We start from the raw sequence: 12492 nt of genomic DNA, 5'->3' as shown, positions 1-12492 counted from the left end.
ATTTGGTGAGGTCGGGCGCCCTGCGTCCTTCGAGGCCCGCTGCGCGGGCGCCTCAGGATGAGGAGCTTTGGAGCTCTGAATCCCTCATCCTGAGGTGCGAGGCGCAGCCGAGCCTCGAAGGACGCAAGGCCGCCTCAGATCGAGAAGCTGACGCCGCAGCCGCAGCTGGACTTGGCGTTGGGGTTGCGCACGCGGAACTCCGCGCCGGCCAGTTCGTCGACGAAATCGATCTCCGAACCCTTGAGCAGGGCCAGGGAGATCACGTCGACCAGGGCCGCGGCCCCGTCGCGCTCGACCTTCAGGTCGTCGGGCTGGGCGCTGTCGACCAGGTCGAACCGGTACTGGAAGCCCGAGCAGCCGCCGCCATCGACGGCGACGCGCAGCATCACCGGATGGCCCTCGGCCTCCGAGATCGTCTGCAGCCGGCGGGCGGCGTTGGGAGAAAGCGTTACGGCGGTGTCGGTCATGGCTGTGGAAAATCCATACTTCGCCTATATGAGGGCGTGCGCGCCCCAGGGAAAGGGGCGATCAGCAAAGGCCTTCCATGTCGTCGTCTCCTTTCTTCGTCCAGCGCGCCCCCTATGCCGAGGATCCGGCCAGGTCCCTGGGCCGCCGCTTCCCGGAAGACGAGAGCCGCACGCGCACGCCGTTCGCCCGCGACCGCGACCGCATCATCCACACCTCGGCCTTTCGCCGACTGAAGGAAAAGACCCAGGTGTTCGTCGCCCACGAGGGCGACAACTTCCGCACCCGTCTGACCCATTCGCTGGAGGTGGCGCAAGTGGCGCGTTCGCTGGCGACCGCGCTGGGCCTGGACAGCGACCTGGCCGAGACCATCGCCCTGGGCCACGATATCGGCCACCCGCCGTTCGGCCACGCCGGCGAGGACGAGCTGCAGTCGTGCATGAAGGCGTTCGGCGGCTTCGACCACAATGTTCAGACCTTCCGCGTCGTCACCGAGCTTGAGCGCCGCTATCCGGACTTCAGCGGCCTGAACCTGACCTGGGAGACCCTGGAAGGGATCATCAAGCACAACGGCCCGGTGACCGAGAAGCTGGGCAAGCCGTCGTGGAAGGCGATCTCCAAGTACGACAGCGAGTACAAGCTGGGCCTGAACACCTGGGCCTCGGCCGAGGCCCAGGTCGCGGCCCTGGCCGACGACATCGCCTACAACAACCACGACATCGACGACGGGGTCGAGGCGGGGCTGTTCACCCTGGACGAGCTGATGGACGTGCCGCTGATCGGCCCGATCCTGGTCGCCGTGCGCAGCGAGCGCCCGGATCTGGACCCGCGCCTGACCCGGCTGGAAGCCGTGCGGCGGATGATCGGGGCGATGGTCGACGACGTGATGGGCGAGACCCTGCAGCGGGCCGCCGCCACCGGCGTGCAGTCGGCCCAGGACGTCCGCGCCCTGGACCACGCCCTGGTCGCCTTCTCGCCGGACATGGCCGAGGACCTGGCGCGGCTGCGCCAGTTCCTGCACGCCCGGATGTACCGCCACTGGCGCGTCAACCGGACGCGCAGCCAGGCGCGCCGTATTCTCGCCGAGATGTTCAATCTCTTCTTGGCCGAGCCCGACGTCCTGCCGTCGGAATGGTTCGCCCGGTCGCAGAACCGCGACGAGGCTGGCCGCGCTCGCGTCGTCTGCGACTACATCGCGGGCATGACCGACCGGTTCGCCATCGAGGAACATCGCAAGCTGTTCCAGCTGGACGTCTGGAACTAGCCCGCGCGAAAGCGGGGCGGCGATGTTCACGGGTAGTTCTGGGCGGGCCCGGGCTCCGATAAACTATGTTGGCGCGCGTCCGATTCGCTGTGAGCGATCCCGCGCGCATGAAGTCTGGAGCCTCGACGCGAATGTCCGATCCCCACCGCGGCGCCTATACGCCGCCCACCGATGCGCCGCTCTCGTTCGACGCGCGTCAGCCTGTTCGCGGCTCGCGGCCCCTGCCCATGACCCTGATCATCAGCGCTGTGGTGCTGGCGACCTTGGTCGTCGCGGTGCTGTTGATCTATCGCGGCGGCGTGCGCGGCCCCAATGAGCCGCCGCGCACCGTCGGCGAGCCCGTCGCCCAGATGAAGGCCGCGCCGCCGGCCGGGACCGCCCAGCCGGCCGATCCGGCCTCGGGCCTGCAGATCTACAAGAGCGAGGCGCCCGAGGCCTCGCCGACCTTCGCCGCCCAGCCGGAGGCGCCGCTGGCCCGTCCGACCCCGCCGCCGCCCAGCGCCCCGGTCCAGACCGCGACCCTGCAGCCGGCCAAGCCGGCGCCGGCCGGTCCCGCCGCGCCGGTCTCGGCCGCCCCGGCCACCAAGCCCGCCGCCAAGCCGGCCCAGACCATCGAAGGCCTGGCCACCGCCGCGGTCTCGCCGCGCGCCACCGCTCCGGCCGCGACCAAGCCCGCCGCCGCGCCGGTCCCCGCCGCCTCGGCCGGCGGCCCGGCCAGCGTGCAGATCGGCGCCCTGTCCTCGACCGCCCTGGCCGACAAGGCCTGGTCCGACGCCGCCCGTATCGCGCCCGGCCTTGCCGCGGGCAAGGGCAAGCGGGTCGAGGCGATCGACAAGAACGGCACGACCCTCTACCGCACCGCCGTCACCGGCTTCGCCTCGCGCGCCGAGGCCAAGGCGTTCTGCGACGCCCTCAGCGCCGCCGGCAAATCCTGCTTCGTGAAGTAAGGGAGCAGGGCGCATGGCCAGCATCTCCGCCGCCATCCTCGGCTGCGCCGGGACCACCCTGACGGCGGAAGAGGTCGCGTTCTTCCGGGACGTGAAGCCTTGGGGCTTCATCCTGTTCAAGCGCAATATCGCCGACCCCAACCAGGTCCGGGCTCTGACGGCGGCGTTGCGGGCGACGGTCGGACGCGCCGACGCCCCGATCCTGATCGACCAGGAGGGCGGCCGCGTCGCCCGCTTGGGCGCCCCCCACTGGAAGACCTATCCGCCCGGCCGCGCCTATGGCGAGCTGGTGGCCAACGACCCCCTGGTCGCCCGCGAGATCACCCGCCTGGGGGCGCGCCTGATCGCCCATGACCTGCTGTCGCTGGGCATCAATGTCGACTGCGTGCCGGTGCTCGACGTGCCCGATCCCAAGGGACACGAGATCATCGGCGACCGCGCCTATGGCGACACGCCGCAGCAGGTGGCGACCCTGGGCCGGGCGGCGGCGGAGGGCCTGCTGGCCGGCGGCGTGCTGCCGATCATCAAGCACATCCCCGGCCACGGCCGCGCCATGAGCGACAGCCATCTGGAGCTGCCGGTGGTGAAGGCCAAGCTGGCCGAGCTGGACGCCCGCGACTTCGCGCCGTTCCGGGTGCTGTCCGACATGCCCATGGCGATGACCGCCCACGTCGTCTACACGGCGATCGATCGGTCCCGTCCGGCCACGACGTCGAAGAAGGCGATCAGGAAGATCATCCGGGAATCCATCGGCTTCGACGGACTTTTGATGAGCGACGATCTGTCGATGAAGGCGCTGTCGGGCGACTTCAAGCAGCGCGCCAAGGACAGCTTGGCCGCCGGCTGCGACGTGGTCCTGCACTGCAACGGCGACATGGCCGAGATGAAGGCGGTGATGTCCGGCGTCGGCAAGCTGTCGCGCGAGGCCCGTCGGCGGGTCCAGGCGGTCATGGGCCGGCTGGTCAAGGTTCCCGAGCCGCTGGACGTGGCCGAGGCCCGCGCCCGCTTCGACGCGGCCTTCAACGGGCGCTTTGCGTGAGCACGGGATTCCAGCCCACCCTCGACTTCGAGGCCGCCAACGAGGCGGCCGAGGACGGCGCGGCGCTGGTCATCGACATCGACGGCTACGAAGGCCCGCTGCACGTGCTGCTGGCCCTGGCGCGCAGCCAGAAGGTCGACCTGCTGCAGCTGTCGATCACCAAGCTGGCCGAGCAGTACCTGGCCTTCGTGCAGCAGGCCCGCCGCGTGCGGTTCTCGCTGGCCGCCGACTATCTGGTGATGGCCGCCTGGCTGGCCTATCTGAAGTCGCGCCTGCTGCTGCCCAAGCCCGAGCGGCCCAAGGCCGAGGAGCCGCCGGCCGAGGAGATGGCCGCCCAGCTGGCCTTCCGCCTGGCCAAGCTGGACGTGATGCGCAAGGCCGTCGAGGCCCTGAAGGAGCAACCGATCCTCAAGCGCGACGTGTTCATGCGCGGCGATCCGGAGGCGGTGAAGATCGTTTCCTCGACCCGCTTCGAGGGCGACCTCTACGCCCTGATGACCGCCTACATCACCCAGCGCAAGCGCGAGCATGGTCGCCACTACGCCCCGCGCCCGCCCCAGGCCTATCCGCTGGAGGACGCCCGCGACCGCCTTCGCGACCTGCTGCCGGAGATGAAGGACTGGACCACCCTGTCGGGCGTCGCCCCGGTCGAGCGCTGGGAGGACGACCCCGACGGCCCCAGCCCCGCCAGCTATCTGGCCTCGACCCTGTCGGCCAGCCTGGAACTGGTGAAGGAGGGGATCCTCGAGGCGCGGCAGATGGAAGCGTTCTCGGACATCTACCTGCGCACGCGGGCCGAGCCGCTGGAGCCGATCGTATGAGCCGCACGATTCAATCCCTCCCCCTGTGGGGGAGGCGGCCCGAATGGGCCGGTGGGGGGAACCGTCCCACTTCGGCCAACTCCCCCCACCGATCGCTGCGCGATCACCTCCCCCACGGGGGGAGGGACTAGGCCATGACCCTCGACCCGCTCTTCACCACCCGCTGCATCGAGGCCCTGCTGTTCGCGGCGGCCGAGCCGCTGAGCGTCGAGGACCTGGCCAAGCGTCTGCCCGAGGGGGCGGACATCGGCGCGGGCCTGGCCGACCTGCACGCGCGCTATGTCGGCCGGGGCATCGAGCTCGTGCAGGTGGCCGGCCGCTGGCGGTTCCAGACCGCGACGGACCTGGCCTTCCTGATGACCGAGGAGCGCGAGGAGCCGCGGCGGCTGTCCAAGGCCGCCCAGGAGACCCTGGCGATCATAGCCTACCACCAGCCCGTCACCCGGGCCGAGATCGAGGCCGTGCGTGGGGTCCAGGCCAGCCGGGGCACGCTGGACGTGCTGCTGGAGCTGGGGCTGGTCAAGATGCGCGGCCGTCGCCGCACGCCCGGCCGCCCGGTGACCTTCGGCACCACCGACGCCTTCCTCGAGCACTACGGCCTGGCGACCCTGGGCGATCTGCCGGGAATCGCCGAGATGCGCGCGGCCGGCCTGCTGGCCCTGGACCTGCCGCCGGGCTTTACCGTGCCCGATCCGATGGGCCTGCGGGCCGGCGAGGACGAGGACCCGCTGGACGACGGCGACGAGGCGCCGGAATTCGCTCAGGATTTCCTGGGAGACCTGGAGCGGGGCTAGGGGCTTTACACATCGTCGCAGGCGCCCGCTTATCGTGCGGCGCCGCTTTGCCCCCCGCCTCGCGTCGGCCTATATTGTCAGAGATATTGTAACGACACGCCACAGCGGCTAATGGGCCGCTGTCGCAAGGAGCATCGTCGTCATGGGTGGTATGAGCTGGATTCACTGGGTGATCGTGATCGCGGTCGTCGCCCTGCTGTTTGGCGGGCGCGGCAAGCTGTCCGGCATCATGGGCGACGCGGCCAAGGGCATCAAAGCCTTCAAGGACGGCCTGAAGGACGATCCGTCCGACGACGTCGCGGCCAACAAGTCCACGGGCGCCCTGCCGCGCACCGAGGCCGAGAAGGAAGACCTGCGCAAGTCGTAGGGGATTTGTCGCGCCGCGCTTCCACGAGGGGAGGGCGGCCGCGACCATCGTTCACTTCGCGCGCGGGCCTTTCAAGGCCGCTCGCTCTAAGGCGCGTCCATGCTCCCTGATATCGGCGGAACGGAACTCCTGGTCATCGCCGCGGTCGCCCTGATCGTGGTGGGTCCCAAGGACCTGCCCGTGCTGCTGCGCAAGCTCGGCCAGTTCGTCGCCAAGATCCGCGGCATGGCCAACGAGTTCCGCGCCAGCTTCGACGAAATGGCCCGCCAATCGGAGCTCGATGAGCTGCGCAAGGAAGTCCAGGCCATGCGCGAGGGGCAGTACACCGCCCCGATGCGCGACGCCGCGGCCCAGGCCGGCGACGCCAGCCACGTCGACCAGGTGTTCGCCGACATCGACGCCAGCCTCAACAGCGGCGCCGTCAAGGTCTCGCCGCACGACGCCTACCAGCCCGCGACCCTGCTGGAAGCGCCCGCCCCCAGCGTCGAGATCGTCTCCAAGCCCAAGCGCAAGGCTCCGGCCAAGAAGGCGGCGGCCGAGCAAGCCGAGATCGTCTCCAAGCCCAAGGCCGCCAAGGCGTCCAAGGCCGACCTGTCGGTCCCGGCCAAGCCGCCCCGTAAGCGCGCCGCCAAGACCTCGACCAATTCGGATAGCGCCTCGTGACCAACGCCATCGGACACGATCCGGAAGACGAGATCGAAGCCTCGCGCGCGCCGCTGATGGACCACCTGATCGAGCTGCGCCGGCGGCTGATCATCTGCGTGGTCGCGCTGTTCGTCGGCTTCGGGATCTGCTTCGCTTTCTCGCAGCAGCTGTTCCTGTTCCTGATCCACCCCTACGAGGTGGCCGCCAACATGGTCGCCGCCAGCAAGGCTGGCGGGCATCACGGCCCGTTCGACCTGATCATGACCCTGGTCGGCCTCAAGGAGGTTCCCTTGGCCGCGGCCGGTCACCAGAAGTTCGTTTTCACGGCCCTGCTGGAGCAGTTTTTCACCAAGCTGAAGCTATCGGCGTTCGGCGCGGTGGTCGTGACCTTCCCCGTCCTGGCGTGGCAGCTCTACCGGTTCGTCGCGCCGGGCCTGTACAAGAACGAGCGCAACGCCTTCCTGCCGTTCCTGGTCGCCTCGCCGGTGCTGTTCGTGATGGGCGCGGCGCTGGTCTATTACATCATGCTGCCGTTCATCGTCTGGTTCTCGCTGAACCAGCAGATCTTCGGTCAAGGCATCTCGGTCGAGCTTCTGCCCAAGGTCAGCGACTATCTGACCCTGGTGACCTCGCTGCTGCTGGCGTTCGGCCTGTGCTTCCAGCTGCCGGTCGTGGTCTCGCTGCTCGGCATGGCCGGGATCATCAGCTCCAAGATGCTGCGCGAGGGCCGTCGCTACGCCATCGTCGGGGTGTTCATCGCCGCCGCCATCCTGACCCCGCCCGACCCGATCAGCCAGATGACCCTGGCGATCCCGATGTGCCTGCTCTACGAGATCTCGATCTGGTGCGTGTGGCTGATCGAGCGCCGCAAGGCCAAGGACGAGCGCGAAGCGGGCAAGGACGTGGTGGCGGTCTAGCGGCCGCCTTTCGATAGCTATTTTCCAACGTCATTCCCGCCCTTGTGGCGGGAATGACGGGCGTTATTTGGAAATGGATGACGCTCAGCGACCGGACACCGCGCTTGGCGCCCCCGCCGACGCGCCTTAGAGAGGTCGCTTCTTAACGACTTCTCTTTCGAGCGTTCCGATGCACGACATCAAGGCCATCCGCGACAATCAGCAAGCCTTCGAAGCCGCCTGGTCGGCCAAGGGCCGCTCGGGCGCGGCCGCCGAGGCGGTCAGGCTGGACGCGACCCTGCGCGCGGCCCTGACCGCCTTGCAGGAGGCCCAGGCCAGGCGCAACGAGAGCTCCAAGCTGATCGGCATGGCCAAGGCCAAGAAAGACGAGGCGGAAGCCGCGCGCCTGATGGCCGAGGTCGAGCATCTGAAGGGCGTGATGGCCTCGGCCGCCCAGACCGAGGCCGAGGTCGGCGGACAGCTGAAGGACCTGCTGGCCAGCCTGCCCAACATCCCCGCGCCCGAAGTGCCCAAGGGCGAGGACGAGGCGGGCAATGTCGAGGTCCGCCGCTGGGGCGACGCGTCCAAGCTCCCCGCCGGCCGCCTGAACAATCCCAAGGACCATGTCGACCTGGGCGCGGCCCTGGGCGGCATGGACTTCGAGGCCGCCGCCCGCATGAGCGGCGCGCGGTTCGTGGTGCTGAAGGGCCAGATCGCCCGGCTGGAACGGGCGCTTGGCCAGTTCATGCTCGACCTGCAGACGGTCCAGAACGGCTACACCGAGATCAGCCCGCCGCTGCTGGTCAAGGACGAGGCGCTGTTCGGGACCGGGCAGCTGCCGAAGTTTGAAGAGGACCTTTTTCAAACTCGACCGGAAACTCAATCGACGCCTGAGGCCGCGCTCGAATTGCGTCAGTCCATTATCGACTCTGCTCGCATGGGCAAAGGTCCGTTGAAGTCGGATGGAGAGGGGTCGCTCGAAGCTAGAGCTGATCGCCTTATTGAATTCATAGCGACGCATGGTCAGGTGACCGCACCGGAGCGCCGCCGCTGGCTCATCCCCACCGCCGAAGTCTCCCTGACCAACATCGTGCGCGAGCAGATCACCGACGAGGCCGAACTGCCGCTGCGGATGACCGCCCTGACGCCGTCGTTCCGCTCGGAAGCCGGGGCCAGCGGCCGCGACACCCGCGGCATGATCCGCCAGCACCAGTTCTACAAGGTCGAGCTGGTCTCGATCACCACCCCCGACCAGTCCGAGGCCGAGCACGAGCGCATGGTCCAGTGCGCCGAGGCCGTGCTGAAGGCCCTGGAGCTGCCGTTCCGCACCATGCTGCTGTGCACCGGCGACATGGGCTTCGGGGCCCGCAAGACCTATGACCTGGAGGTCTGGCTGCCGTCGCAGAACACCTATCGCGAGATCAGCTCGTGCTCCAACTGCGGCGACTTCCAGGCCCGGCGCATGGACGCCCGGTTCAAGAAGGCCGGCGAGAAGGGCACGCACTACGTCCACACCCTGAACGGCTCGGGCCTGGCCGTCGGCCGCACCCTGGTGGCCGTGCTGGAGAACTACCAGGACGAGACCGGGCGGATCACGGTGCCGGATGTGCTGGTCCCATACATGGGCGGCGTGACGCATATCGGGGGCGCCGCGTGACCCCCTCAGTCGCTCCGCGACAGCTCCCCCAGAGGGGGAGCATCTAATGGCCGCCGCACCGTGCAGATCCTCCCCCTCTGGGGGAGGTGGCCCGAAGGGTCGGAGGGGGCTCGCCCGTTAGATGCGCATCCTCCTCACCAACGACGACGGCATCCATGCCGAGGGCCTGCAAAGCCTGGAGCGCATCGCCCGGGCGCTGTCGGACGACATCTGGATCGTCGCGCCGGAGTACGAGCAGTCCGGGGCCGGACGGGCCCTGACCCTGTCGGACCCGATCCGCGTGCGCCGGGTCGAGCCGCGCCGCTTCGCCGTCGAGGGCACGCCCACCGACTGCGTGGCCATGGCCGTCCAGCAACTGATCGAGGGCCCGGCCCCGGATCTGGTGCTGTCGGGCGTCAACCGCGGCCAGAACCTGGCCGAGGACGTCACCCTGTCGGGCACGGTGGCCGGCGCCATCGAGGGCATGGCCTTTGGCATCCCGTCGATCGCCCTGTCCCAGGCCATGACCTATTTCCACGACGAAGTGGTGGCCCACTGGGAGACGGCCGAGCACTTCGGGCCGGGCATCGTCCGCCGCCTGCTGGAGATCGGCTGGCCCAGGGACGTCATCATGAACGTCAACTTCCCGGCCCTTGCCCCGGAACAGGTCACCGAGGTGGAAGTCACCCGCCAGGGCTTCCGCGACTCGCACATGCGGAGCATGGAAAAGCGGACCGACCTGCGCGGTCGCGACTATTACTGGACGGGCTTTGTTCTCAAGCCGTCCACGCCGGCGGAGGGCACGGATCTGAAAGCCGTCTACGAGGGGCGCATCTCGGTCACGCCGCTGCACATCGACCTGACCCACAACCCGACGGTGGCGGCCCTGAAGGGCCTGCTCGGCGGCGCGCCTCCCAAGCTGGAGGCCGCTTCGTGATGGTCCAGGCCAAGGCCGACACGCCCGAGGCCCGGTTGCAGGCGCTGATGAAGGCCCTGCGCGCCCAGGGCGTCACCGACCCGGCCGTGCTGAACGCCATCGAGAAGACCCCGCGCGACCTGTTCACGCCCGACCTGTTCAAGGAGCGGTCGTGGGAGGATTCGGCCCTGCCGATCGCCTGCGGCCAGACGATCAGCCAGCCGTTCATCGTCGGCCTGATGACCCAGGCCCTGACCCTGGAGCCGCGCTGCCGGGTGCTGGAGATCGGCACCGGCTCGGGCTACCAGACCGCCGTGCTCAGCCGCGTCTCGCGCTTGGTCTACACCATCGAGCGCTACCGAACCCTGATGAAGGAGGCCGAGGCCCGCTTCGCGGTGCTGGGCCTGACCAATGTCATCACGAAATTTGGGGATGGATGGGAGGGTTGGCCCAAACAGGCGCCGTTTGACCGCATTCTGGTCACGGCGGCGGCGCAGGATGAACCCGAAGCTCTGCTTTCGCAGCTCAAGCCCCAGGGCGTGCTCGTCGCGCCCGTGGGCAAGGGGCCGGTGCAGAGCCTTCGCCGCTACGCCGGCGACGGAAAGGGGGGCTTCACCGTCGAAGTCCTGTGCGACGTGCGTTTCGTCCCGATCCTGGACGGCGTCGCCCGCGAATAGCGGGCCGCGCCGCCGGGTTTCTCCCGTGAGTCCTGCACGGGGTTCTCGGGGCGGGGCGCTATGTTTAATGATTGATTTACCCTTGCGACGGCGACTGGAGCCTCGCGAGGCAAAGGAGAGGCTATGAGGCAGTTGTGGACGCGCGCGGCGGTGATCGCCCTGACGGCTGGAACCCTCGCGGCCTGCGAGAGCACGGGCGGCGCGCAATATCCCACCCGGTCGCAGACCCCGACGCCGAACTTCCCCATCGTCCAGGCCCCACCGGCCAACCAGCAGCCCGAAGGCCCCTCGACTCCGCCGGACGAGCCGCAGCCCACCTTCTCCGCGCCCGCCGGCAATGTCGGGGTCTCCAGCCAGCCCCTGGCCCCGGCGACCACCACCCAGCCGCCGCCTCCGCCTCCGCCGCCCCCTCCGGTCGCTGAAACCCGTCCGGCCCCAGCGCCGGCCGCGCGTCCCGTGGTGGTCACCACCGTCGGCGGACCCGTGGTGACGATCGCCGGCCCGCCCGAGAGCTACAAGGTCAAGGCGGGCGACAACATCGACGCCATCGCCCGCACCCTGGGCACCACCCGCGCCCAGCTGGCCAAGGACAACGACCTGAAGTCGCCGTACCGGATCCATCCCGGCCTGGTGCTGCAGGGCCCGGAGACCAAGGACGCCAAGGCCTATGTCGTCCAGACCGGCGACACCATGTTCGCCATCGCCAAGCGCTTCTCGGTCTCGGCCGCGGCCCTGGCCGAGGCGAACGACCTGAGCGCCGGCTCGGCCATCCGCAAGGGCCAGAAGCTGCGCCTGCCGGACGGTTACCGGGACAAGGGCCCGACCAGGACCACGGTGATGCAGGCCCAGGCGCCGGCCCAAGCGCCGATCGGCGCGGCCTCGCCGAGCCGCGAGGCGGCCCGCCCATCACCGGCTCCGACCCCGTCGCGCATGGCCGAGACCGAGACCGCGTCCGAGCCGACCACTGTCGTGACGACCAAGGTCACCGGCCCCGTCGTCGAGGTCGCCGGCCCCCGCCGCAGCTATACCGTCAAGCGCGGCGACGCCATCGACTCCATCGCCCGCGAGCTCGACACCACCCGCGCCGACCTGGTCAAGGACAACGGCCTCAAGCCGCCGTACCGCATCAACCCCGGCCAGCGGCTGAAGGGGCCGGAAACCACCGCCAAGGCCTATGTGGCCGGCGGCTTCGACACCCTGACCGACATCGCCAAGCGCTTCAACGTCAAGCCGGCCGCCCTGGCCAGCGAGAACGGCATCCGGGTCGGCTCGACCATCAAGCGCGGCCAAAAGCTGCGCCTGCCGGCAGGCTACAAGGACAAGGGCCCGCTGAAGACCACGGTGACGACCCTGCCGCCCGCGCCGCGCGTGTCTCCGGTCATGCCGGCCCCGACGCCCGCCCCGACCCCCACTGGGCCGGTCCCCTACACCCCGACCCCTTCGTCGCCGCGCCCCTACACGCCGTCGCCCAGCACGAGCTATCCGCGCCCGTCCAGCGGTCCGGTCTCGGCCCAGCCGGTGACGCCGCCGCCGTCGGCCGGCCAGATCATCGGCTCGAGCCCGCCGCCGACCGAGGCCGAGATCACCGCCGCCGGCCGTGGCCGCTTTGTGTGGCCGCTGCAGGGCGAGACGATCTCCGACTTCGGCGCCAAGGGCACGGGCCAGCGCAACGACGGCGTCAACATCCGTGCCCCGGCCGGCACGCCGGTCCGCGCCGCCGCGGCGGGCGAGGTGGTCTATGCCGGCAACCAGGTGCCCGGCTTCGGCAACCTGGTGCTGGTCAAGCACGCCGACGGCTGGGTGACGGCCTATGCCCACCTGTCGGCCATCGAGGTCAAGATGCGCCAGCAGGTCGCCCAAGGCGCCACCCTGGGCGCGGTCGGCCAGACCGGCGGCGTCCCCGAGCCGCAACTGCACTTCGAAGTCCGCTACGCCCCGACCCCGAAGGACAAGGCGCGGCCGGTGGACCCGGGTCTGGTGCTGCCGAGGTAGAATCCTTGATCCCTCTCCCAGCGGGAGAGGGCG

General features: G+C 69.6%; 13 protein-coding genes and 1 pseudogene. 12 read left to right on the top strand and 2 right to left on the bottom strand.

Features of this window, described 5'->3' with window-relative positions; all coding sequences use genetic code 11:
• Nucleotides 1-15 precede the first annotated feature (15 nt).
• Both ACSQ2G_RS23415 and erpA read right to left on the bottom strand, forming a co-directional pair.
• A pseudogene (locus ACSQ2G_RS23415) lies at nucleotides 16-107 on the bottom strand (hypothetical protein); the annotation flags it as partial.
• A gap of 27 nt (nucleotides 108-134) precedes the next feature.
• Complete coding sequence (gene erpA / locus ACSQ2G_RS23410; protein ID WP_310079689.1) at nucleotides 135-467, bottom strand: iron-sulfur cluster insertion protein ErpA; 333 nt, start codon at nucleotides 465-467, stop codon at nucleotides 135-137.
• 77 nt (nucleotides 468-544) lie between these two features.
• Here erpA and ACSQ2G_RS23405 point away from each other — a divergent pair, with 77 nt between their 5' ends.
• The 12 genes from ACSQ2G_RS23405 to dipM all read left to right on the top strand — a co-directional run bounded on the left by ACSQ2G_RS23405 (nucleotide 545) and on the right by dipM (nucleotide 12459).
• Nucleotides 545-1729 carry a deoxyguanosinetriphosphate triphosphohydrolase gene (locus ACSQ2G_RS23405; protein WP_436034768.1) on the top strand — a complete coding sequence of 395 codons (1185 nt, stop codon included), beginning with the start codon at nucleotides 545-547 and terminating at the stop codon, nucleotides 1727-1729.
• A 131-nt stretch (nucleotides 1730-1860) separates the two neighbouring features.
• Nucleotides 1861-2676 (top strand): cell division protein FtsN, encoded by an 816-nt coding sequence (gene ftsN / locus ACSQ2G_RS23400; RefSeq protein ID WP_436034767.1) that lies wholly within the window; start codon nucleotides 1861-1863, stop codon nucleotides 2674-2676.
• Between the two features lie 13 nt (nucleotides 2677-2689).
• A complete protein-coding gene (gene nagZ, locus ACSQ2G_RS23395) occupies nucleotides 2690-3715 on the top strand; it encodes a beta-N-acetylhexosaminidase (protein WP_436034766.1) in 1026 nt (341 codons plus the stop codon).
• Nucleotides 3712-4536, top strand: coding sequence for a segregation and condensation protein A (locus tag ACSQ2G_RS23390; RefSeq protein WP_436034765.1), 825 nt, complete (start codon nucleotides 3712-3714; stop codon nucleotides 4534-4536). Before nagZ ends, ACSQ2G_RS23390 begins: the two co-directional genes overlap by 4 nt.
• A gap of 134 nt (nucleotides 4537-4670) precedes the next feature.
• A complete protein-coding gene (scpB, locus tag ACSQ2G_RS23385) occupies nucleotides 4671-5330 on the top strand; it encodes an SMC-Scp complex subunit ScpB (protein WP_436034764.1) in 660 nt (219 codons plus the stop codon).
• A 142-nt stretch (nucleotides 5331-5472) separates the two neighbouring features.
• Nucleotides 5473-5697, top strand: a complete 225-nt coding sequence (gene tatA / locus ACSQ2G_RS23380) for a twin-arginine translocase TatA/TatE family subunit (RefSeq protein WP_436034763.1) — start codon at nucleotides 5473-5475, stop codon at nucleotides 5695-5697.
• A gap of 99 nt (nucleotides 5698-5796) precedes the next feature.
• Nucleotides 5797-6360, top strand: a complete 564-nt coding sequence (tatB, locus tag ACSQ2G_RS23375) for a Sec-independent protein translocase protein TatB (RefSeq protein WP_436034762.1) — start codon at nucleotides 5797-5799, stop codon at nucleotides 6358-6360.
• Nucleotides 6357-7259 (top strand): twin-arginine translocase subunit TatC, encoded by a 903-nt coding sequence (tatC, locus tag ACSQ2G_RS23370; protein ID WP_436034761.1) that lies wholly within the window; start codon nucleotides 6357-6359, stop codon nucleotides 7257-7259. Before tatB ends, tatC begins: the two co-directional genes overlap by 4 nt.
• A 169-nt stretch (nucleotides 7260-7428) precedes the next feature.
• Entirely contained in the window at nucleotides 7429-8895 is a 1467-nt protein-coding gene (serS, locus tag ACSQ2G_RS23365; protein ID WP_436034760.1) for a serine--tRNA ligase, read from the top strand.
• A 121-nt stretch (nucleotides 8896-9016) separates the two neighbouring features.
• Entirely contained in the window at nucleotides 9017-9811 is a 795-nt protein-coding gene (surE, locus tag ACSQ2G_RS23360; RefSeq protein ID WP_436034759.1) for a 5'/3'-nucleotidase SurE, read from the top strand.
• Nucleotides 9811-10467: a protein-L-isoaspartate(D-aspartate) O-methyltransferase gene (locus ACSQ2G_RS23355; RefSeq protein ID WP_436034758.1), complete on the top strand. Its 657-nt coding sequence runs from the start codon at nucleotides 9811-9813 to the stop codon at nucleotides 10465-10467. Before surE ends, ACSQ2G_RS23355 begins: the two co-directional genes overlap by 1 nt.
• Nucleotides 10468-10590: 123 nt before the next feature.
• On the top strand, nucleotides 10591-12459 hold the full coding sequence (gene dipM, locus ACSQ2G_RS23350) for a cell division endopeptidase DipM (protein ID WP_436034757.1): 1869 nt from the start codon (nucleotides 10591-10593) through the stop codon (nucleotides 12457-12459).
• Nucleotides 12460-12492: the final 33 nt, after the last annotated feature.

This window comes from Caulobacter sp. LjRoot300 (assembly GCF_964253875.1).
Taxonomy (GTDB): Bacteria; Pseudomonadota; Alphaproteobacteria; order Caulobacterales; family Caulobacteraceae; genus Caulobacter.
The sequence above is the reverse complement of the archived record's forward strand: the minus strand, read 5'-3'. Positions and strand labels throughout refer to the sequence as shown.

Bases quoted from the DNA above. Each gene is read 5' to 3' on its own strand.
- nagZ (WP_436034766.1), top strand. From the start codon at position 2,690: ATGGCCAGCATCTCCGCCGCCATCCTCGGCTGCGCCGGGACCACCCTG.
- ACSQ2G_RS23355 (WP_436034758.1), top strand. From the start codon at position 9,811: ATGGTCCAGGCCAAGGCCGACACGCCCGAGGCCCGGTTGCAGGCGCTG.
- tatB (WP_436034762.1), top strand. From the start codon at position 5,797: ATGCTCCCTGATATCGGCGGAACGGAACTCCTGGTCATCGCCGCGGTC.
- ACSQ2G_RS23405 (WP_436034768.1), top strand. From the start codon at position 545: ATGTCGTCGTCTCCTTTCTTCGTCCAGCGCGCCCCCTATGCCGAGGAT.
- scpB (WP_436034764.1), top strand. From the start codon at position 4,671: ATGACCCTCGACCCGCTCTTCACCACCCGCTGCATCGAGGCCCTGCTG.
- surE (WP_436034759.1), top strand. From the start codon at position 9,017: ATGCGCATCCTCCTCACCAACGACGACGGCATCCATGCCGAGGGCCTG.
- dipM (WP_436034757.1), top strand. From the start codon at position 10,591: ATGAGGCAGTTGTGGACGCGCGCGGCGGTGATCGCCCTGACGGCTGGA.
- serS (WP_436034760.1), top strand. From the start codon at position 7,429: ATGCACGACATCAAGGCCATCCGCGACAATCAGCAAGCCTTCGAAGCC.
- tatA (WP_436034763.1), top strand. From the start codon at position 5,473: ATGGGTGGTATGAGCTGGATTCACTGGGTGATCGTGATCGCGGTCGTC.
- ftsN (WP_436034767.1), top strand. From the start codon at position 1,861: ATGTCCGATCCCCACCGCGGCGCCTATACGCCGCCCACCGATGCGCCG.
- erpA (WP_310079689.1), bottom strand. From the start codon at position 467: ATGACCGACACCGCCGTAACGCTTTCTCCCAACGCCGCCCGCCGGCTG.